15 protein-coding genes are annotated in these 18,595 nt (G+C 70.2%); 9 read left to right on the top strand and 6 right to left on the bottom strand.

The annotated features are described in order from the left end of the window. Positions 1-2 precede the first annotated feature (2 nt). Both ACZ4S3_RS08640 and ACZ4S3_RS08645 read left to right on the top strand, forming a co-directional pair. Positions 3-1,019, top strand: a complete 1,017-nt coding sequence (locus ACZ4S3_RS08640; RefSeq protein WP_467929672.1) for an ABC transporter ATP-binding protein — start codon at positions 3-5, stop codon at positions 1,017-1,019. Further along, complete coding sequence (locus tag ACZ4S3_RS08645; RefSeq protein WP_467928480.1) at positions 1,006-2,070, top strand: ABC transporter ATP-binding protein; 1,065 nt, start codon at positions 1,006-1,008, stop codon at positions 2,068-2,070. The genes ACZ4S3_RS08640 and ACZ4S3_RS08645 overlap by 14 nt, the downstream gene beginning before the upstream one ends. A gap of 67 nt (positions 2,071-2,137) precedes the next feature. Here the strand turns inward: ACZ4S3_RS08645 and ACZ4S3_RS08650 are convergent, their stop codons facing one another. The 5 genes from ACZ4S3_RS08650 to ACZ4S3_RS08670 all read right to left on the bottom strand — a co-directional run bounded on the left by ACZ4S3_RS08650 (position 2,138) and on the right by ACZ4S3_RS08670 (position 8,421). Then, positions 2,138-3,295: an ABC transporter ATP-binding protein gene (locus ACZ4S3_RS08650; protein ID WP_467928484.1), complete on the bottom strand. Its 1,158-nt coding sequence runs from the start codon at positions 3,293-3,295 to the stop codon at positions 2,138-2,140. 12 nt (positions 3,296-3,307) lie between these two features. Beyond that, on the bottom strand, positions 3,308-4,369 hold the full coding sequence (locus tag ACZ4S3_RS08655; protein ID WP_467928487.1) for an ABC transporter ATP-binding protein: 1,062 nt from the start codon (positions 4,367-4,369) through the stop codon (positions 3,308-3,310). Positions 4,370-4,380: 11 nt separating this feature from the next. Then, on the bottom strand, positions 4,381-5,352 hold the full coding sequence (locus ACZ4S3_RS08660; RefSeq protein ID WP_467928491.1) for an ABC transporter permease: 972 nt from the start codon (positions 5,350-5,352) through the stop codon (positions 4,381-4,383). A gap of 130 nt (positions 5,353-5,482) precedes the next feature. Further along, complete coding sequence (locus ACZ4S3_RS08665; protein ID WP_467928495.1) at positions 5,483-7,282, bottom strand: ABC transporter substrate-binding protein; 1,800 nt, start codon at positions 7,280-7,282, stop codon at positions 5,483-5,485. Between the two features lie 104 nt (positions 7,283-7,386). Next, positions 7,387-8,421, bottom strand: a complete 1,035-nt coding sequence (locus ACZ4S3_RS08670; protein WP_467928499.1) for an ABC transporter permease — start codon at positions 8,419-8,421, stop codon at positions 7,387-7,389. 486 nt (positions 8,422-8,907) lie between these two features. On the opposite strand from ACZ4S3_RS08670, the gene ACZ4S3_RS08675 reads away from it, so the two are divergent. Continuing rightward, positions 8,908-9,999, top strand: coding sequence for a hypothetical protein (locus ACZ4S3_RS08675; RefSeq protein ID WP_467928503.1), 1,092 nt, complete (start codon positions 8,908-8,910; stop codon positions 9,997-9,999). A gap of 23 nt (positions 10,000-10,022) precedes the next feature. On the opposite strand, the gene ACZ4S3_RS08680 is transcribed toward ACZ4S3_RS08675, so the two are convergent. After that, positions 10,023-12,188, bottom strand: coding sequence for a S9 family peptidase (locus ACZ4S3_RS08680; RefSeq protein WP_467928508.1), 2,166 nt, complete (start codon positions 12,186-12,188; stop codon positions 10,023-10,025). Between the two features lie 231 nt (positions 12,189-12,419). Between ACZ4S3_RS08680 and ACZ4S3_RS08685 the strand changes: the two genes are divergently transcribed. The 6 genes from ACZ4S3_RS08685 to ACZ4S3_RS08710 all read left to right on the top strand — a co-directional run bounded on the left by ACZ4S3_RS08685 (position 12,420) and on the right by ACZ4S3_RS08710 (position 18,595). Beyond that, positions 12,420-12,614, top strand: coding sequence for a hypothetical protein (locus tag ACZ4S3_RS08685; protein WP_467928512.1), 195 nt, complete (start codon positions 12,420-12,422; stop codon positions 12,612-12,614). Between the two features lie 234 nt (positions 12,615-12,848). After that, the gene (gene mshB / locus ACZ4S3_RS08690) at positions 12,849-13,793 is read left to right on the top strand and encodes an N-acetyl-1-D-myo-inositol-2-amino-2-deoxy-alpha-D-glucopyranoside deacetylase (RefSeq protein ID WP_467929675.1); all 945 of its coding nucleotides are present in this window, start codon (positions 12,849-12,851) and stop codon (positions 13,791-13,793) included. Further along, the gene (locus ACZ4S3_RS08695; protein ID WP_467928515.1) at positions 13,790-14,290 is read left to right on the top strand and encodes a DUF6113 family protein; all 501 of its coding nucleotides are present in this window, start codon (positions 13,790-13,792) and stop codon (positions 14,288-14,290) included. Before mshB ends, ACZ4S3_RS08695 begins: the two co-directional genes overlap by 4 nt. Positions 14,291-14,505: 215 nt before the next feature. After that, positions 14,506-16,692: a hypothetical protein gene (locus ACZ4S3_RS08700; RefSeq protein ID WP_467928518.1), complete on the top strand. Its 2,187-nt coding sequence runs from the start codon at positions 14,506-14,508 to the stop codon at positions 16,690-16,692. A 173-nt stretch (positions 16,693-16,865) separates the two neighbouring features. Beyond that, positions 16,866-17,861 (top strand): ABC transporter ATP-binding protein, encoded by a 996-nt coding sequence (locus tag ACZ4S3_RS08705; protein WP_467928522.1) that lies wholly within the window; start codon positions 16,866-16,868, stop codon positions 17,859-17,861. Beyond that, positions 17,858-18,595, top strand: coding sequence for an ABC transporter permease (locus ACZ4S3_RS08710; protein ID WP_467928525.1), 738 nt, complete (start codon positions 17,858-17,860; stop codon positions 18,593-18,595). The genes ACZ4S3_RS08705 and ACZ4S3_RS08710 overlap by 4 nt, the downstream gene beginning before the upstream one ends.

The raw sequence follows: 18,595 nt of genomic DNA on the forward strand, positions 1-18,595 counted from the left end.
CGATGACCCAGGAGGAAGCGCCGTCCGCGGGGGATGCGGCCCTCCTGGACGTGCGTGACCTGCGGGTGGAGTTCCGTACGCGGGACGGCATCGCCAAGGCCGTCAACGGCGTCAGCTATCGCGTGGCGGCGGGGCAGACGCTGGCGGTGCTGGGGGAGTCCGGCTCCGGCAAGTCCGTCACCGCGCAGGCCGTGATGGGCATTCTCGACTCGCCTCCGGGGTTTGTGACCGGCGGCGAGATCATCTTCCAGGGACGCGATCTGCTGCGGATGAGCAACGAGGAGCGGCGCAGGGTCCGGGGCGCGAAGATGGCGATGATCTTCCAGGACGCGCTGTCCTCGCTGAATCCGGTGCTCAGCGTCGGGGCGCAACTGGGGGAGATGTTCCAGGTGCATGAAGGGCGCTCCCGAAAGGAGGCGCGGGGCAAGGCCGTCGAGCTGATGGAGCGGGTCGGGATTCCCGCGGCCAGGGAGCGGGTGGGCGACTATCCGCACCAGTTCTCCGGCGGGATGCGCCAGCGCATCATGATCGCGATGGCGCTCGCCCTCGCCCCCGACCTGATCATCGCCGACGAGCCGACCACGGCGCTCGATGTCACCGTCCAGGCGCAGGTGATGGATCTGCTCGCGGAGCTGCGGCGCGAGTACAGCATGGGGCTGATTCTGATCACCCACGATCTGGGGGTGGTCGCGGATGTCGCCGACACCATCGCCGTGATGTACGCCGGGCGGATCGTGGAGACCGCCCCCGTCCACCAGCTCTACAAGGCGCCCGCGCACCCGTACACCCGCGGACTGCTGGAATCCATCCCGCGGCTGGATCACAAGGGCCAGGAGCTGTACGCGATCAAGGGCCTGCCGCCGAATCTGACCGCCATCCCGCCGGGCTGCCCCTTCAACCCGCGCTGCCCGCTCGCCCAGGACATCTGCCGCACCGACCGCCCGCCGCTCTACGACGTGGGCCCCGGCCGGGCCAGCGCCTGCCACTTCTGGAAGGAGACCCTGGATGGCGCACGGTGAGGGCCCCCGGGCACGGGCGGCGGTCGGCGAACCGATCCTCGAGATCCGCGATCTGGTCAAGCACTATCCCCTGACCCAGGGCGTGCTCATCAAGCGGCAGGTCGGCGCGGTCAAGGCCGTCGACGGGGTCTCGTTCGATCTGCGCAAGGGCGAGACGCTGGGCATCGTCGGCGAATCGGGGTGCGGGAAGTCGACGCTCGCCAAGATGCTGGTGGGGCTGGAGCGGCCGACGGCCGGTCAGATCCGTTACCAGGGCCAGGACATCAGCACCTTGTCAGGGCGGGCGATGAAGGCCGTACGGCGCAACATCCAGATGGTGTTCCAGGACCCCTACACCTCCCTCAATCCCCGGATGACGGTCGGGGACATCGTCGGCGAGCCGTATGAGATCCACCCCGAGGTGGCCCCCAAGGGAGACCGCCGGACAAAGGTCCAGGAACTCCTGGACGTGGTGGGGCTCAACCCGGAATACATCAACCGCTATCCGCATCAGTTCTCCGGCGGCCAGCGGCAGCGCATCGGCATCGCGCGCGGGCTCGCGCTACGGCCGGAGATCATCGTCGCGGACGAGCCGGTCTCCGCGCTGGATGTCTCGGTCCAGGCCCAAGTGGTCAATCTGCTGGAGAAGCTGCAGAACGAGTTCGACCTGTCCTACGTCTTCATCGCGCACGATCTGTCCGTCGTACGGCATATCTCCGACCGGATCGCGGTGATGTACCTGGGCCGGATCGCCGAGACCGGCACCGACGAGCAGATCTACGACCACCCCACGCACCCGTACACGCAGGCGCTGCTGTCCGCCGTGCCCGTACCGGACCCGGACGCCCGCGAACGCCGTGAGCGCATCCTGCTGGCGGGCGACGTCCCCTCGCCCGCCAACCCGCCCTCCGGCTGCCGCTTCCGTACCCGCTGCTGGAAGGCGCAGCCGCTGTGTGCCGAGGTCGAGCCGCCGCTGGCGGTACCCGAGGTGTTCCGGGAGACCGAAGGCCCGGCGCGGCACGACTCGGCCTGCCACTTCGCGGAGGAGCGGCATGTGGTGCCGAGCGAATAGCGGGGCCGCCGGACAGCGAAGCGGGGGTGCCCGGCCCGCAGGGCCGGACACCCCCGTCTGAGAGCGGTCAGAGGCTCTTGCCGCCGGAGCCCTCCGCGCCGGAGCCGGACGGGCCGTCCGCCGCCTCGATGGCCGCCAGCGCCGGGTCCAGGACGATGTCCTCGCCCCGCGCCGCGGTCGTCGGCTCCTCCGGGAAGTGGCAGGCCGTCAGGTGCCCCGCAGCGTTGCCGCCGAGCTGGACCAGCGGCGGCTCCTCGGTCGCGCACTTGTCCTGGGCCTTCCAGCACCGGGTGCGGAACCGGCAGCCCGAGGGCGGGTTGACGGGCGAGGGGACGTCGCCGGCGAGGCGGATGCGCTCGCGGTCCTCGCTCTCGTCCTCCACCAGCTTGGCCTCGGGAACGGCCGAGAGCAGGGCGTGGGTGTACGGGTGGCGCGGCCGGTTGTAGATCTCGTCGCGGGTGCCCATCTCGACGATCTTGCCGAGGTACATCACCGCGACCCGCTCGCTGAAGTGGCGGACGATCGCCAGGTCGTGGGCGATGAAGAGGAACGCGATACCCAGCTCGCGCTGCAGCTTCTGGAGCAGGTTGATGACCTGCGCCTGGATGGAGACGTCCAGCGCCGAGACCGGCTCGTCGGCGACGATCAGCTTCGGTTCCAGGGCGAGCGCGCGGGCGACGCCGATGCGCTGGCGCTGGCCGCCGGAGAACTCGTGCGGGAAGCGGTTGTAGTGCTCGGGGTTGAGACCCACCGTCTCCAGGAGCTCGCGGATCCGCTTCTCCCGGCCGCCGGGCGGGTTGATCCCGTTGATCTCCATCGGGCCGCCGATGATGGTGCCGACCGTCTGCCGCGGGTTCAGCGAGGCATACGGGTCCTGGAAGATCATCTGGATCTCGGAGCGGATCGGTGCCAGCTGCTTGCGGCCCGCGTGGGTGATGTCCTGGCCCGCGTAGGTGATCTTGCCGGAGGTCGGCTCCATCAGCCGGGTGAGCAGCCGCCCGGTGGTGGACTTGCCGCAGCCCGACTCGCCGACCAGGCCGAAGCTCTCGCCGGCGTGCACGGTCAGGTCCAGGCCGTCGACGGCCTGCACCGCCCCGACCTTCCGCTTGAACGGGAAGCCGCCGTGGATCGGGAAGTGCTTGGTCAGCCCCTCGGCGGTGAGCAGGGGCTCGCCCGGGACGGGTGCGAGGTCGCGGGGCGCGGGGAGAGTGACGTTGTCTGTCATGGTGATGGCTCCCTAGCCCAGCCGGGGCTTGATCTGCTCGATGAAGACGGACTGCTTCTGCTCGGCGGTCAGATGGCACGCGGCGGCGCGGCCCGGTGCCAGCGGCGGCCGCTCGGTGGTGCAGTGCGTACCGCCGACCTGGTCGACGAAGCCGCAACGCGGGTTGAAGGCGCAGCCGTCCGGCGGGTTGAGCAGGCTCGGCGGGGAACCGGGGATCGGGTGCAGGGCCTCGCTGATGTCCGAGGAGAGCCGCGGCATGGAGCTGAGCAGGCCCCAGGTGTAGGGGTGCCGGGGCTGCGTGAGGATCTCTTTGACGGAGCCGCGCTCCACGGCCCGGCCGGCGTACATCACCAGCAGGTCGTCCGCGGTGTTGGCGACCACGCCCAGGTCATGGGTGATCAGGATGATCGCGGACCCGAACTCCTGCTGGAGGTCCTTGAGCAGGTCCAGGATCTGCGCCTGGACGGTGACGTCCAGGGCGGTGGTCGGCTCGTCCGCGATCAGCAGCTCGGGGTTGCAGATCAGCGCCATGGCGATCATGGCGCGCTGGCGCATACCGCCGGAGAACTGGTGGGGATAGTCGTCCACCCGCAGCGTCGCCTGTGGGATGCCGACCTTGGTCAGCATCTCGATGGCCCGCTGCCGGCCCTCGCGCTTGCTGGCGCCGGTGTGCTTGATGTACGGCTCCGCGATCTGCCGGCCCACCGTGTAGTACGGCGAGAGCGCGGTCAGCGCGTCCTGGAAGATCATGGCCATCTTGTTGCCGCGGAGCTTTTCCAGGGTCTTCTCCCTGGCCCCGGTCAACTTCTGGCCGTCCAGGGTGATGTCGCCGGTGATCTCGGTCGTCTTGGCGTTGTGCAGCCCCAGGACGGCAAGGTTGGTGACGGACTTGCCGGAGCCCGACTCGCCGACGATGCCGAGCGTCTGGCCGCGCTCCAGGTCGAAGGAGAGGCCGTCGACCGCCTTGACGATGCCGTCCTCGGTGGAGAACCGGACATGCAGGTCGCGGACGGAGAGGAAGGGGTCCGACCCGGTCGGGACCGGCGCATCCTCGGTCTTGGTGAGTGTGGTCACTTCAGGCTCTCCTAGGACAGGCGCACGCGCGGGTCGATGAGGGCGTACGTCGCATCCACGATGATGTTGAACACCAGGATCAGGGCGGCGCTGAAGATCAGCACGCCCAGGATCATGGGCAGATCGAGGGTGATGACGGAGTTGATCGCCAGCCGGCCCAGGCCCGCCAGCGAGAAGGTGTACTCGGTGATCATGGCGCCGCCGAACAGTGAGCTCAGGTCGATGCCGAGGATCGTGACGATGGGGATCAGCGAGCCGCGCCAGGCGTAGCGCAGAAAGACGTAACGCGAGGACATGCCCTTGGCCTTGGCGGTACGGACATGCTCCTCCTGGAGCTGCTCGATCATCGTCGAGCGCGCCATACGCGTGTACTGCGCGGTGAAGATCGTCGACATCACCAGCCACGGCAGCAGCAGGCCCATGAACCAGCCGGCCGGGTTGCTGGTGAAGTCCACGTACTTGGGGGAGGCCATGATGCCGCTGTAGACGAAGATGCCCAGCACGATCGGGCCCAGGATGTAGATCTGCACCGAGCTGAGCACCATGGACGCGCCGGTGACGGTCTTGTCCAGCAGCGAGCCCTTCTTCCAGGCGGCCAGCAGACCGGCGCCCAGGCCGATGACCAGGAAGGCGACCGTGCCGCCGATGGCGAGCGACGCCGTGGTGGGCAGCCGGTCCATCATCGTCGACCAGACGTCCTGCTTGGTGGCGAAGGAGTAGCCGAAGCAGGGGGCGTTGCAGTGGCCGATGGTGTAGTCGCGGCCGGCGAAGATGCCGACGAGGAAGTCCCAGTACTGCGTCGTCAGGGGCTTGTCGAGGCCGAGGTTGTGATGGATCAGGGCGACGTTGTCGGCGGTGCAGTTCTTGCCGCACGCCATCATCGCCGGGTCACCCGAGGAGAAGAACACGAAGAAGGTGAAGGCGCTCAGCAGGAGAAGGATGATGACCGCGCCGAGGGTCCGGCGGAATAGGAAGGGAAGCATGGCAGATCGCTGCTCTCAGGACGGCGGCGGCAGTGGGGAGTGAGGGGGTGGCGGGGAAGGTCCCGGAGAGCGCGCGCTCCGCCGTGCCGCGCGCTCTCCGGACTGCCTTCGGGCGCTTGCTGCTTGCTGCTTACTTCTTGAGGAACAGCGTGTTCAGGTCCAGGTAGTTGGTGTCGCTGTTGTAGCGCGTACCACCGACGTTGGAGCCGTACAGCTGGAGCACCTTGGTGTAGAAGACCGGGGCTGCCGGGTTGACCTTCTCCACGATGTAGTGGTGCAGCTTCTGCCACTCCGCGGTCTGCTTCGTGACATCCGTGATCTTCGCGATGCGGTCGATCTCGTCACTGATGTGCTTGTCGCGGATGTGGGAGTAGTTGGCCGCGCCGTCCTGGATCTGCCGGGGGTCGTACGACGGCGGGATGACGGTGGAGGCGTCCGCCCAGTCCTGGCCCCAGCCGGTCATGTAGATGTCGAAGCCGTTGTCGACCTTGCCCATCTGCTGGTACCAGGAGGCGGAGTCGACCTCCTTCTTCTGGACGTTGAAGCCGGCCTTGTTCAGCGCGTCCTCGACGACCGCGGCTTCCTTCTGGCGGATCTCGGTGTTGGAGTAGGCGTAGACGAGCTTCATGCCCGTCTTGCCGGCCTCCTTGAGGAGCTTCTTGGCCTTCTCCGGCTCACCGTTGGGGTGCTTGAGCTTCCCGTAGGGGTCGTAGCCCTTCTCGTAGCCCGCGACGGTCGGGGCGAGCAGACCGCCGGCGATCTCACCGCCGTAGCTGCCACCGTTTATCCGCACGATCTGGGCGCTCGGCATGGCGTAGGTGATCGCATCGCGGATCTTCTTGTCCTTGATGCGGTCCATGTTCATGTTCATCTGCCAGACGTAGGGCTGGTAGCCCTGCACCAGGCGCTTGCTGGCACTGGCGTCGTCCAGCACCTGCTTGGTCTGCGTCGGCTCCACCGAGTTGGTGAAGCTGATCGCGTTCTTGGCCTCGCCCTGGTCGGCCATCAGGCGCTTGGTGGAGTCCGAGAACTGGTGGTTGAACGTGATGTCGTAGCCGTCGACGTACTGGTGGCGCGCCGGGTCGGTCTTCGGGTCCCAGTTGGTGTTGCGCACCAGCTTCGCGGACTTGCCCTCCTTGAAGGAGGCGAACTTGTACGGACCGGAGGAGACCGGCTTGACGTCGTAGTTGTCCTTGGTGTCCTTGGCGCTGTCCGGGACGGCGCTGTAGCCCGCGATGGCGAGCGCGTAGGGCACCTGCGACTGCGGCTTGAGGAAGTGGAAGATGACGGTCTTGTCGTCCGGGGTGTCCAGGACGCTCTTGGGCAGGTGGTCGCCCTTGTACGGACCGTCCGGCAGCGCCTTGCGGTACTTGGTTCCCTCACCGGACAGCCACGTCTGGAGGTAGGTGGGGCCGTCGGTGATGAACTTCGCGTACATCCGCTCGATGCTGTGGCGGATGTCCTTCGAGGTGATCGGCTTGCCGTCCTCGAACTTGATGCCGTCCTTGAGCGTGTACTTCCAGGTCTTGCCGCCGTCCGACATCTGGCCCGCGTCGGTGGCGAGGTCGCCGACCACCGTCTTGTTGCCTTTGTCGTCCTGCTTGTACGTGGTCAGACCACGGAAGATCAGCTTGGACAGGTCGCCGAGGTCGCTGACGTACATCTGCGCCGGGTCCAGGTGATTGAAGCTGTCACGCTGGTAGACGCGGATGGTGCCGCCCTTGCGGGAGCCCTTGACGTCGGTCGCCGGACCGGTGGAGTCGGCGACCGTACCCAGCGGCACCGCCTTGGCCTGCGCCGCGGCGTCCTTCTCGGTCTGTGATTTGTCCTTGCCGGTGCCGCCGCCGCTGCTGCATCCGGTGAGCGCGAGCGAACCGGCCGCCAGGGCCACGATCGCCGCGCGTGCTCTGCGCGTAGATAGAACGTTCATGAGGATCCAAGCACCTGCCTGTCAGTTGTGGTCCAGATGTGCTGTCTGACGCATCCGGTACGGGACCGGCGCGGGGGTGACAGCAGCCCCCCTCACATGGACGATCAACGCCCGGACTTGGGATCGAAGGCGTCCCGGACCGAGTCCCCGAGCAGGTTGAAGCACAGCACGAAGATCACCATCGCGGCGCCGGGGAAGAGCAAGAAGGTCGGGTCGTTCTCGTAGACCATGCCGGCCGTGTGGAACAGCCGCCCCCAGTCCGGGGTCGGCTCCATGATGCCGACGCCCAGATAGGACAGGCCGGCCTCCGCCGTGACGAACAGCGGGAGCATGTAGGTGGCCTGCACCAGGATGGGCGTGACCACGTTGGGCAGCAGTTCCTTGCGGATGATCCGCCAGGGGGAGGCCCCCGTGATCTTCGCGGCCTCGACGAATTCCCGCTCGCGCAGCGACAGCACCTGGCCGCGCAGCAGCCGGGCCAGGCCCATCCAGCCCAGCGCCCACTGCACCAGGATCAGGGCCACCACCCGCACATACGTGGGGGTCTCGTCGCCCGGCGGGATGAAGAACGCGACGACCACGGGCATGAATGCCACGAACGTCAGCTGGCTGGGGAAGGCGAGCAGGAAGTCGATGACCCGGCCGAGCCAGTAGTCGGTCTTCCCGCCCAGATAGCCGGCCGTCACGCCCAGGATGGTGCCGGTGATGACCACCAGAATGGTCACCGCCACCGAGATCCCCAAAGACATGCGCATGCCGTAGAGCAATGAGGTGAACAGGTCGCGGCCCAGCGCGGGTTCGATTCCGAACCAGAAATCGCCGGAGATACCGCCGTTGGCCCCCATCGGATAGCCGAACTCGTCGAAGAGGCTGGGGTCCTCGTTGCCGTAGAACGTGTACGGATTCTTGCCGTACAGCGAGGCGATCACCGGCGCCAGCGCCGCGACGGCGAAGAAGCCCAGCACGATGATGGCGCAGACCACGCCGGTGCGGTCGCGTTTGAAGCGCCGCCACATCAATTGTCCGGGGGAACGGCCGACGAGCTCACCGTCCTTGCCGTCCTTCGCCTTCTTCAGACCCTTGGAATCAAGCCCTGGGGTGTCGGACTTGGTTGCCGCGGTCTGGGATGGACTAGTCATCGCGAAGTGCCCCCGCGCCGAGTTCTCTTGGAACGTGAAGCGGCGCAGAGTCGCACCGCTGGATGAGCGCGACTTTCGCAAGTGATTTATGGCGGAGTCAAGGGTATGCGGTGTGCCGGTGTGCGGGTCGTCCGCTTCTTGAGCGAAGATTGCGCAGATTGACGCACGGGCGTGCTTGACAGGCCGGTCTCATGTGCGGCATGGGGGACATTTCGCACTTAACTTCTTTAACAAGAAGGCAACTTCGCTGTCGTAACACCGATATACGGACGCGGAATCATGAACAACGTACGGCCGTGCGGGTGCCGTAGACCGGCCGGGGGCCACCAGACGGGCTCCCGGCCGGTTGCCGTTCGACCGGCATGTGCCGCCCCCGGTGCGCGTGTGTTGTCCCGGTCCTCTGCGTGCAGTAGACCTGCGGTAGGCGTCGCCGCACCGGCGGCCGCCGAGGACGATCAGGCGCATCGACGCGGACGGGGGCGGGCCGTGTCCACCAGGCACAAGAGCGGTCTCAGCAGTGGTGCGCGAGGCATCGGCGCGGCGGCCTGTCTGCTGATGGCGCTGCTGAGCACCGCCTGGATCATCCGGGACCTCCAGATCGCGCAGCACCCCGCCGACCTGTGGTGGACGTGGCTGGGCGAGGCCCGCCGGCCCGGCGAGTTCACCGCCTGGGCCACCTCGGCGCTCGACCCGCTCCTGGTGATCGGCGCGCTCGCCGCCGGGGTCACCGCGCTGCGGGCCGCCGCGTCCGTGGCCGCGGGCGCGCTGCTCGCCCTGGCGGCCGCCACCGCGCTGCTGCGGCTCCCGCTGCTGTGGATGCTGGGCGCCGGCTGGCTGCAGGGCCTGGAGAGCGGGCTCACCGGACGGGCCAGGCTGACCGCCGGCACCCAGCTCGTGCTCGCCGTGGTGGTGATCATCGCGACCGCGGTGGGCCGCCGGCCGGACAGGAGCGCGCACCGGGACCTGCGCGGGGTGGCGCAGACGGCGTACGGCGTGGTCCACCGTTTGACGTACGACGAGACGGACGAGACCCCCGGCCGCCCGCGCAAGGGACCGGCCCGCGCGCTCGGCGTCCTCCTCGGCACCGCCGGGCTGGCCCTCGCCGCCTGGGAGGTCCACTGGTGGCTGCGGCTGGGCTGGGACACCTACCGCAAGGGGCTGCTGGGCGATGCCTCCGTCTTCCGGGCGCTGCTGCAGCCCCCGGTGCACTGGCAGGTGGCGGCGCTCGCCCTGCTGGCCCTGACGGGCGCCGTCGCGGCGCTGCGCCGGGCGCCGTGGGCGCGGCCCGCCGCGATGACGGCCGCCGTCCTGCTGCTGGCCCAGGCGGCCACGGCGCTCGCCTTCGCCTCGGGCACCGGGAAGCTGGACCGCTTCCCGGTGCTGCCCGGTCAGGCGCAGCTGGAGCTGGGCACCGCGCTGCTGGTGGCGGCCGCCGCGCTGGCCGCCGTCGTCGTGGCGGCCCGGCCCGGTGTGCCGGACGGGGATGCGGGCAGGGCGGCCGTGTACGGCGCCTCCCCGGGCGCCCAGCGGCCGCCGCACGCCCCGCCCCCGCCGTCCACGCTCCCGCCCGGCTGGTGAGTCCCCGTCGGCCGGCCGGCCCGTCACGTCATGCGCAGCGACCGCTTCAGGAAGTCCACTTGGAGCAGTAGCAGGTTTTCGGCCACCTGCTCCTGGGGCGTCATATGGGTCACCCCGGACAGCGGCAGCACCTCGTGCGGGCGGCCCGCCGCGAGCAGCGCCGAGGACAGCCGCAGTGAGTGCGCCACCACCACATTGTCGTCGGCCAGCCCGTGCACGATCAGCATCGGCCGGTGCGGCTCCACCGCTCCCGACAGCCCTTCGTCGGTGATCAGCGAGTTGTCGGCGTAGACCGCGGGCTCCTCGTCCGGGTGCCCCAGATACCGCTCCTGGTAGTGCGTGTCGTACAGCCGCAGATCGGTGACGGGGGCGCCCACCACCGCCGCGTGGAAGACATCGGGGCGGCGCAGCGCGGCGAGTCCGGCGAGATAGCCGCCGAAGGACCAGCCCCGGATCGCCACCCGCTCCAGGTCGAAGGGAAAGGATCCGGCCAGCGCCTGGAGCGCGTCGACCTGGTCCTCGAGGACGACCGAGGCCAGGTTCCTGCACACCGCCTTCTCCCAGCCGGGGGAGCGCCCCGGGGTGCCCCGGCCGTCCGCGACGAGCACCGCGAATCCCTGGTCGGCGAACCACTGGGAGGTGAGATAGGCGTTGTGCGCGGCGACCACGCGCTGGCCGTGCGGCCCGCCGTACGGGTCGAGCAGCACCGGCAGCAGGCCGTCGGCCTCCGTATAGCCGGTCGGCAGCAGCACCGCGCACGGGATCTCCCGCTCACCGGCCAGTACGAAGCGGGGGCGGGCGGTGAGGGCCGGCTCCTCGGCGTACGAAGCGATCGTGGCGAGGGTCTTCTCGCCGCCGTCCGCATCCAGCCGCACCACCTCCACCCGGGCGCCGGGCCGCTCCGCCGACGCCTGGGAGAGCACCACCAGGTCCCCGCCGCGCACCGCGGAGGACACCGTCGGATACGGGCGCTCCCCGACCCGCTCCCAGCCGCCCTGGTCGCCGCTGCCCCGGAACCAGGCGCGGAAGACGCCGATGTCCTTCACATCGGTGCCGCTCGCGGAGAAGAGGACGTCGTCCTCCCCGATGTCCAAAACCGCGCGGACATGCAGCGGCGCGCCGGTCAGCGGGCGGTCCCCGACGAACAGCTTGCGCGCGCCGCCCTCGTCCGCGATCCGCACGAGACGGCCGTCCGGTGTCCAGGCGGGCGCCCCGGGGAACGGCTCGACCCACGCCTCGTCCTCGTCGTCGTGCACGGTGCGGGTCGCGCCGGTGCGGGTGTCGATCGTCAGATAGCGCTGGTCGCGCTGGTCGCGGGACTGCACCAGCAGCAGCGGCGGGCCGGCCGCCGACCAGTGGACTCGCGCCAGATAGGGGTAGCGCGCATGGTCCCAGGTGACGTCCGTACGGGAGCCGTCCAGGCCGAGGAGCGCCAGCGTGACCACCGCGTTGTCGGTGCCCGCCGCCGGGTACGCGACCTGGGCGGGCGCGCGGTCGGGATGGGCCGGGTCGGAGATCCACCAGCGTCGCACCGGGGAGTCGTCGACCCGTGCGGCCAGCACCCGGTCGCTCTCCGGCGACCACCAGTAGCCCCGGTGACGGTCCATCTCCTCGGCGGCGATGAACTCCGCGAGTCCCCAGGTGACGCCGGGGCCGTCGGGCTCGGCGAGGACCCGCTCCCCGCCGCTGTGCCCCGTCCCGCTCGCGCCGCCGTCCGCCGGGGTCACACACAGCCGCCCGTCGGCCACAAACGCCACCTGCCGCCCGTCCGGCGACGGCCGGGGGTCGGCCACCGGTCCCTGGACGGGGAGTTCGCGTGTGGTGCCGGCCCGCAGCTCGCAGACGAAGAGCCGGCCGGAGAGGGTGAAGGCCGCCAACTCCACTGCGGCGTCAACCGCGTAGTCGACGATGCCCGCCGATCCTTCCCGGGTACGCTCGCGGCGCGCCCGCTCCTGCGCGGAGAGTTCCTCGTGCGCACCGGCCAGCAGCTTCTGCGGGTCGGCGGCCGTGAACTCCCGTCCCTCGTCCAGGTCGAGGACCCACAGCCGCTGGGCGCGGTCGGTACCCGCGGCGGAGCGGAGGAAGACGACGCGGGCGCCGTCGGGCGAGAGGGCGTAGCCGCGCGGAGCGCCCAGCGTGAAGCGCTGCGTACGGGCGTACTGCCGGGGAAAGGAAGGCTGTCCGGTCATGGGCCGAGCCTAGAGGGGCGTGGACTCACCGTGGTCGCACTCGCGAAGATCACGTGCGCCCCTCCTCTGCTCCTGTGCACCGACTTATGCGCTCGGACGGAAAGTTATGATCCCTTGCGCGTCGTGAGTACGGGGTAAAGAGCCCATGGCATACCCCGGTGTGCGGCTCGTCGAGGCGGTCCGCGCACCATCAACTCTGTCCGGTCCATGCGTACTTGGAGGTGAGCCGCCGTGGCACTCTCGATTTCGGCGGTGGTGCTGCTGGCGATCATCGTCTTCTTGCTTGTCAAGAAGGCCGGGCTGAAGGGCGGGCATGCGTTCATCTGCATGCTGCTGGGCTTCTATCTGGCCAGCTCGTCCATCGCCCCCACGGTCAAGCAGCTGACCACGAACGTCGCCAGCATGCTCGGCAACATCAAGTTCTGATCCGCTCGCCGGTTGCCCCGGGGCCGGACGCCTCGCCCCGGGACCGACCCGGGCGCCGTCGCGGTACGTCCGTACTCCGATCGGGCGTATGGGCGGCGACCGGGATCGTGCGCTGAAGGCGGCGCGGGCGGCTCGTAGGCTGTCCGCATGACCGCCCACCCTCCCCCAGCCACCGCTGGGAGGCATCCCCGGCCCGCCACCGCCCCCGGCGGAGGCTCCGCGCGTCGCACCGACATGCCCGCCCGCCGTCTGCTGCTGGTGCATGCGCACCCGGACGACGAGTCGATCAACAACGGCGTGACCATGGCCAAGTACGCGGCCGAGGGCGCGCTGGTCACGCTGGTGACCTGCACACTCGGCGAAGAAGGCGAGGTCATACCCGCCGAGCTCGCCCATCTGGCGCCCGATCGCGACGACACCCTGGGCGCCCATCGCACCGGCGAGCTGGCCGCCGCCATGGCGGCCCTGGGCGTCACCGACCACCGCTTCCTCGGGGGCGCGGGCCGCTACCGCGACTCCGGGATGATGGGCGCCCCCCAGAACGACCGGCCGAACGCCTTCTGGCGGGCGGATCTCGACGAGGCGGCCGCCCATCTGGTGGCCGTCATCCGCGAGACCCGGCCGCAGGTTCTGGTCACTTATGACCCGAATGGCGGATACGGCCACCCCGACCACATCCAGGCGCACCGCGTCGCGATGCGTGGCGCGGAACTCGCCGGGCAGGCGGAGTTCCGGCCCGATCTGGGTCCCGCGTACGCGATCGAGAAGATCTACTGGAACTGCAACGCCCGCTCGGACGTCGAGGAGGGCTTCGCGCGGCTGACGGCGGCCGGCCACAGCTTCCCCGGAATCGCCTCCGTGGACGACGTCCCGGGCGTGGTGCCGGACGCGGAGGTCGCGGCGTCCATCGACGGCAGCCCGGCGTACGCGGCCGCCAAGACCGCCGCGATGCGCGCCCACTACACCCAGATCGCGGTCGACGGGCCGTTCTTCGCGCTCTCCAACGACTTGGGGCAGCCGCTGTTCGGCCGCGAGCAGTATCGGCTGGTGCATGGTGTCCCGGGCGCCGCGGAAGGCGCGCGCGAGGACGACCTTTTCGCGGGAATCGACGTAAGCGGCGCAAGTGACGTAAGTGCGGACAGGGACGGGAACGTCCGGAGAGAGGAGGCCGCTGAATGAGTACGGCAAAGGGCGGCGGCGCCGCCGACAACCCGGCCAACGGCCGCCGGTCGAGGGCGGGCGGCGGCGGCACCTCCGGCACGCCCCCCGCCTCCCCCCGCCCCGCCAACGGGATGTCCGCGCCGGTGACACCGGGGCGGGTGGGCCTGTACGTGCTGCTGCTGGTCGCGAGCGTGCTGGTCGCGCTGGCCGGGACGCTCGTCCAAGCGGCATGGTTCCCGGGCGGTTTGCTGCTGGCACTGGCCGGAATCGGCGGGCTCTTCTACGGTGGCGCCACGGCGACCGGCACCCTGGCCGGCGCGCTGGTGCCGGGCGCGGGCTGGCTGGTGACCCTGGTCGTCCTGCTCGGCAACATCCGGCCCGAGGGTGACTTCCTGTTCGGTGCGGGGATCAGTTCGTCCCTCTATCTGGGGGGCGGCAGTCTGCTCGCTGTGATCTGTGCCACCGTCGCCCTCCGGCGCGCTACGGCCGTACCGCACGGCCGAGTTGGTGGATGACGTGGTCCATATCCGGACGGATGCCACACGGTGCCCGGTAATCGATCCGGGTACCGGGGGTTCGCCCGTGCCGACGGTGTTCGTACGCTCTTCGGGTGTCCGTCGGCGGCGGCCAGTATGGTGGTGCGCGCCGCCGCGCCGCCCTGGGGGCACCTCTCGGCTTGAGGCCGGGGATCATCTCTGACGAGCGGCGGAGCCAACCGGGAGAACCTGCTTTGAGTCGTGAATCTGACAGTTCGTCCTCCGGCCCCCAGGGCCGTGGCGGAGCGGCGTACCCCTCGGGCACGCAGCCGTACGGCTCGCCCGGGGGAAACGCCGACAAGTCCGCGGACCGGCCGGAGGAGCCGAAGACCGAGACCACGCTGACGACGCGGATCAAGATCAACATTCCGGGGTCCCGCCCCATCCCGCCGGTCGTCGTGCGCAAGCCCGTCGGTGAGGAGTCCGGCATGAACGCATCGGCTGCACCCGGCGGTTCCGCCGGTTCCCCAGGCCCGTCCCGTCCGGTACGCGGCGCCGAACGCAGCGGCGAGCGGACGGCGAACACCCCGCGGCCCGATGCCTCGGCCGATGCGCCGCCCGCGGGCGGTCCCGGCGACAAGACCAGCGACTGGTTCGCGCCGCGCAAGCCGCAGGCCGGGCCCGGCGGCGGCGCGTCGACCACCGGAACGCATGCGGCACCGCCCGCCCCGCCCGCCGCGACGCCGCCCCGCGGCCCGGCGGGCGCCAAGCCCCCGCAGCGCCCCGATCTGCCTTACTTCTCCGACGGGCAGGCGGCGCCGGGCGGCGGTGCGCCGTTCGACGCCGGGGTGCCGCAGGGCGGTTCGCCGTTCGACAGTGGGGTGCCGCAGGGCGGTTCGCCGTTCGAGAGTTCCCCGTTCGACGGCGGCGCGCACGACGGCGGTTCGCCGTTCGACGCGCCGGCGCCGGCGCGGGAGCACAGCCCCTTCGACACCCCGCCGGCCGGCGGTCCCGCGGCCCCGAGCGGCCCGACGACCGGCCCGGCGCGCGGCGACAGCGCGCTGAACCTCCCGGCCGGCTTCAGCGAGCCCGCGACAGGATTCGGCGGCACACCCGGCAGGCCCGGCGACACCGCCGAACTCACCCCGCAGCCCCCGGCGCCCCCGCTGGCGGGGCCGGGCAACGGCATCGGCGTCATGGGAGGCATCTCGGGCGGGCTGCCCGGCAGCGTGGCCGGCGCGGCGCCCGGCGCCGCGAAGAAGGGCGGCCGTAAGGGCGGCATCCCCGGTGCCGTCGGCGCGGACGCCGCCGCCCGCGGCGGGGACGCAGCCCACGGCCGGGTATCCGGCGACACCCTGGTCAGCGGCATCCCGACGACCGCCGACGCCCCGTCGTCCCCCTCGCCGTTCGCCTCCGCACCGGCCGACGGCGACCAGAGCGCCGCCCCGGCGCCGCGGCGCAAGATCCCCGAGCCGATCAACCCGCCCAAGAAGGGGCGTAACAAGATCGTCCTGGTGGGCGTCGGCCTGGTGGCCCTGGTGGGTATCGCCTACGGCGCCGGTCTGCTGCTCGACCACGCCGATGTGCCCAACGGCACCACGGCGCTCGGCGTCGACATCGGCGGCACCACCAAGGACGATGCCGTCAAGAAGCTCGAGAAGGAGCTGGGCAGCCGGCTCACCGAGCCGCTCAAGCTCACCGTCGGCGGCAAGGCCGTCACCCTCCAGCCCGGCAGGGCCGGCCTCGGTATCGATCTGCAGGAGACGGTCCGCAACGCGGCCGGCCGGGACTACAACCCCATCTCCGTCATCGGCTCGCTGTTCGGCGGCACCCGTGTGGCCAAGCCGTCGATGACCGTCGACGACGAGAAGCTGGGCGTCGCGCTGCAGAACGTGGCCGGTCCCGCGGGCGCCTCCAAGGACGGCGGAATCACCTTCGAGAACGGCAAGGCCGTGCCGCACTACGGCGTGCCGTACAAATCGGTCGGCACCGAGGCGTCCAAGACCAAGGTGTCCGACGCCTACCGCGACCGCGCCTCGACCGGCACCGACACCCCGGTCGTGCTGGCCGCCGCCACCCAGCAGCCGAAGGTCAGCAAGGCCGAGGTGGACAAGGCGATGAAGTTCTTCGCCGAACCCGCCATGTCGGGACTGGTGACGGTCCGTACGGACGCGACGCACTCGGTCTCCTTCAGCCCGCAGAAGTCCATCCCGAAGTTCCTGTCCTTCAGGGTCGGCCCGGACGGCAAGTTCGGTCCGTACTACGACCTGTCGGCCCTCGAGCAGCTCTACGGCGACACGTTCAACGGCGTGACGGTCACCTCGGGCAGCGGCGCCAAGAAGCCGGTCACCCCGGCGCTGGTGGCGAGCACAGTGGGCAAGGCGCTGCTGGGCCGTACGCCCGCCGAGCGGATCCAGACGATCGGCGCTGACGCACCGTGACCGTCACCCCGGACGGCAACTGACCGCCCTGCGGCGCGAATCCGCAGGTGGAGGCCCCCGTTGGGCGATTCCTCAGGGAATCCCCCAGGGGGCCTCACCCATGACATCTGTCACGACGGAGTGCGTACGTCTGACACTGCCGGACGGCCCGCGGATCCGTGAGGCTTATGAGCATGACGACGACAGTCACCACCACAGCCACCGCCGCGCGCGCCGCGGGCCGGGCTCCCGTGGTCAGCTTCCGGAAGGTCAGCAAGAGTTACGGCGCGGTGCGCGCGGTGGCCGACCTGGACCTGGAGCTGTACCCGGGCGAGACCGTGGCCCTCCTCGGGCCGAACGGCGCGGGCAAGTCCTCCACCCTCGACCTGCTCCTCGGGCTGCGCAGCCCCGACTCCGGGGCCCTCTCGCTCTTCGGGACGACCCCGCAGCGCGCGATAGAGCAGGGCAAGGTCGGCGCGATGTTGCAGAGCGGCGGCCTGATGGAGGGCGTCAAGGTCAGGGAACTGGTCGGGCTCGCCCGCGATCTGCACCCGCACGCCTACCCCCTCGACCAGATCATGGCCACCGCCGGCATCACCGAGATCGCCGACCGGCTGGTCGACAAGCTCTCCGGCGGCCAGGAGCAGCGGGTGCGCTTCGCCCTGGCCACCGCCGGCGCCAACGACCTGATCGTGCTGGACGAGCCGACCACCGGCATGGATGTCACGGCCCGGCAGACCTTCTGGGGCGCGATGCGGCAGCAGGCGCAGCAGGGCCGTACGGTCCTGTTCGCGACCCACTACCTCGAAGAGGCCGACGAGATCGCCGACCGGGTGATCGTGCTGCACCGCGGCCGGGTGCTCGCCGACGGCACCGCCGCCGAGATCAAGGCCAAGGCCGGCGCCCGCCGGGTCACCTTCGACCTCGAGGGGCCCTTCGACCGCGATGCGCTGCACGGCCTGCCCTTCCTGACCTCGCTGGAGATCTCCGGGCACGAGCGGAGCGAGGGCGCCGTCCACACGGTGCGGATCCAGTCCCAGGACGCCGACGCGACCGTGCACGCGCTCTACGGCCTCGGCGCCTACCCCCGCAATCTCGAGGTCTCCGGCCTCGGCCTGGAACAGGCCTTCATCGCCATCACCACGGCATCCGACGCGACCCCTGCCACCGCCGAGGAGGCGGCACGATGACCACTCTGATCAAGCTGGAGATCGTCCGCGCGCTGCGCAACAAGAAGTTCATGTTCTTCTCGGTGATCTATCCGCCGGCGCTGTATCTGATCATCGCCGGCGGCGCGGACAGCAAGCCGATCCCCGGCACGAAGCTGGACATGGGCCTGTATTTCATGGTCTCCATGGCAGCATTCGGTGCCATGACGGCCGTCCTGCTGGGCAACAGCGAACGCATCGCCAAGGAGCGCGAGAAGGGCTGGGTGCGCCAGCTGCGGCTGACGGCCCTGCCCGGCCGCGGCTATGTCGCCGCCAAGATCGGCGCTGCCGCGACGGTCAGCCTGCCCTCCATCCTGCTGGTCATGATCGTCGCCGCGGTGGTCAAGGGCGTCCGGCTCGAGGCCTGGCAGTGGATCACCATCGCCCTCGGCACCTGGCTCGGCAGCTTTGTCTTCGCCGCCCTGGGCGTCGCCATCGGCTATATGGCCACCGGTGACGCCGTCCGCCCGATCGCGATGCTCTTCTACTTCGGCCTGGCGTTCCTCGGCGGCCTGTGGATGCCGCTGACGATCCTGCCGCAGTGGGTGCAGAACATCGCCGAGTGGTGCCCGACCCATGCGTACGCCGCCCTGGGCACGGCCGTCGAGGCCGGCGGCGCGCCACACCTCAAGGACATGGCGATACTGGCCGGCTATCTGGTGGTCTTCGCCGGCGGTGCGGCCTGGCTGTACCGCAAGGACACCCGGAAGGCATGA

The sequence above is a fragment of the Streptomyces sp. NPDC028368 genome, from assembly GCF_055565615.1.

Coding starts and splice junctions, on each gene's coding strand:
- ACZ4S3_RS08650 (WP_467928484.1), bottom strand. CDS start 3,295: ATGACAGACAACGTCACTCTCCCCGCGCCCCGCGACCTCGCACCCGTC.
- mshB (WP_467929675.1), top strand. CDS start 12,849: ATGCCCGCCCGCCGTCTGCTGCTGGTGCATGCGCACCCGGACGACGAG.
- ACZ4S3_RS08680 (WP_467928508.1), bottom strand. CDS start 12,188: ATGACCGGACAGCCTTCCTTTCCCCGGCAGTACGCCCGTACGCAGCGC.
- ACZ4S3_RS08705 (WP_467928522.1), top strand. CDS start 16,866: ATGACGACGACAGTCACCACCACAGCCACCGCCGCGCGCGCCGCGGGC.
- ACZ4S3_RS08640 (WP_467929672.1), top strand. CDS start 3: ATGACCCAGGAGGAAGCGCCGTCCGCGGGGGATGCGGCCCTCCTGGAC.
- ACZ4S3_RS08710 (WP_467928525.1), top strand. CDS start 17,858: ATGACCACTCTGATCAAGCTGGAGATCGTCCGCGCGCTGCGCAACAAG.
- ACZ4S3_RS08665 (WP_467928495.1), bottom strand. CDS start 7,282: ATGAACGTTCTATCTACGCGCAGAGCACGCGCGGCGATCGTGGCCCTG.
- ACZ4S3_RS08645 (WP_467928480.1), top strand. CDS start 1,006: ATGGCGCACGGTGAGGGCCCCCGGGCACGGGCGGCGGTCGGCGAACCG.
- ACZ4S3_RS08670 (WP_467928499.1), bottom strand. CDS start 8,421: ATGACTAGTCCATCCCAGACCGCGGCAACCAAGTCCGACACCCCAGGG.
- ACZ4S3_RS08660 (WP_467928491.1), bottom strand. CDS start 5,352: ATGCTTCCCTTCCTATTCCGCCGGACCCTCGGCGCGGTCATCATCCTT.
- ACZ4S3_RS08695 (WP_467928515.1), top strand. CDS start 13,790: ATGAGTACGGCAAAGGGCGGCGGCGCCGCCGACAACCCGGCCAACGGC.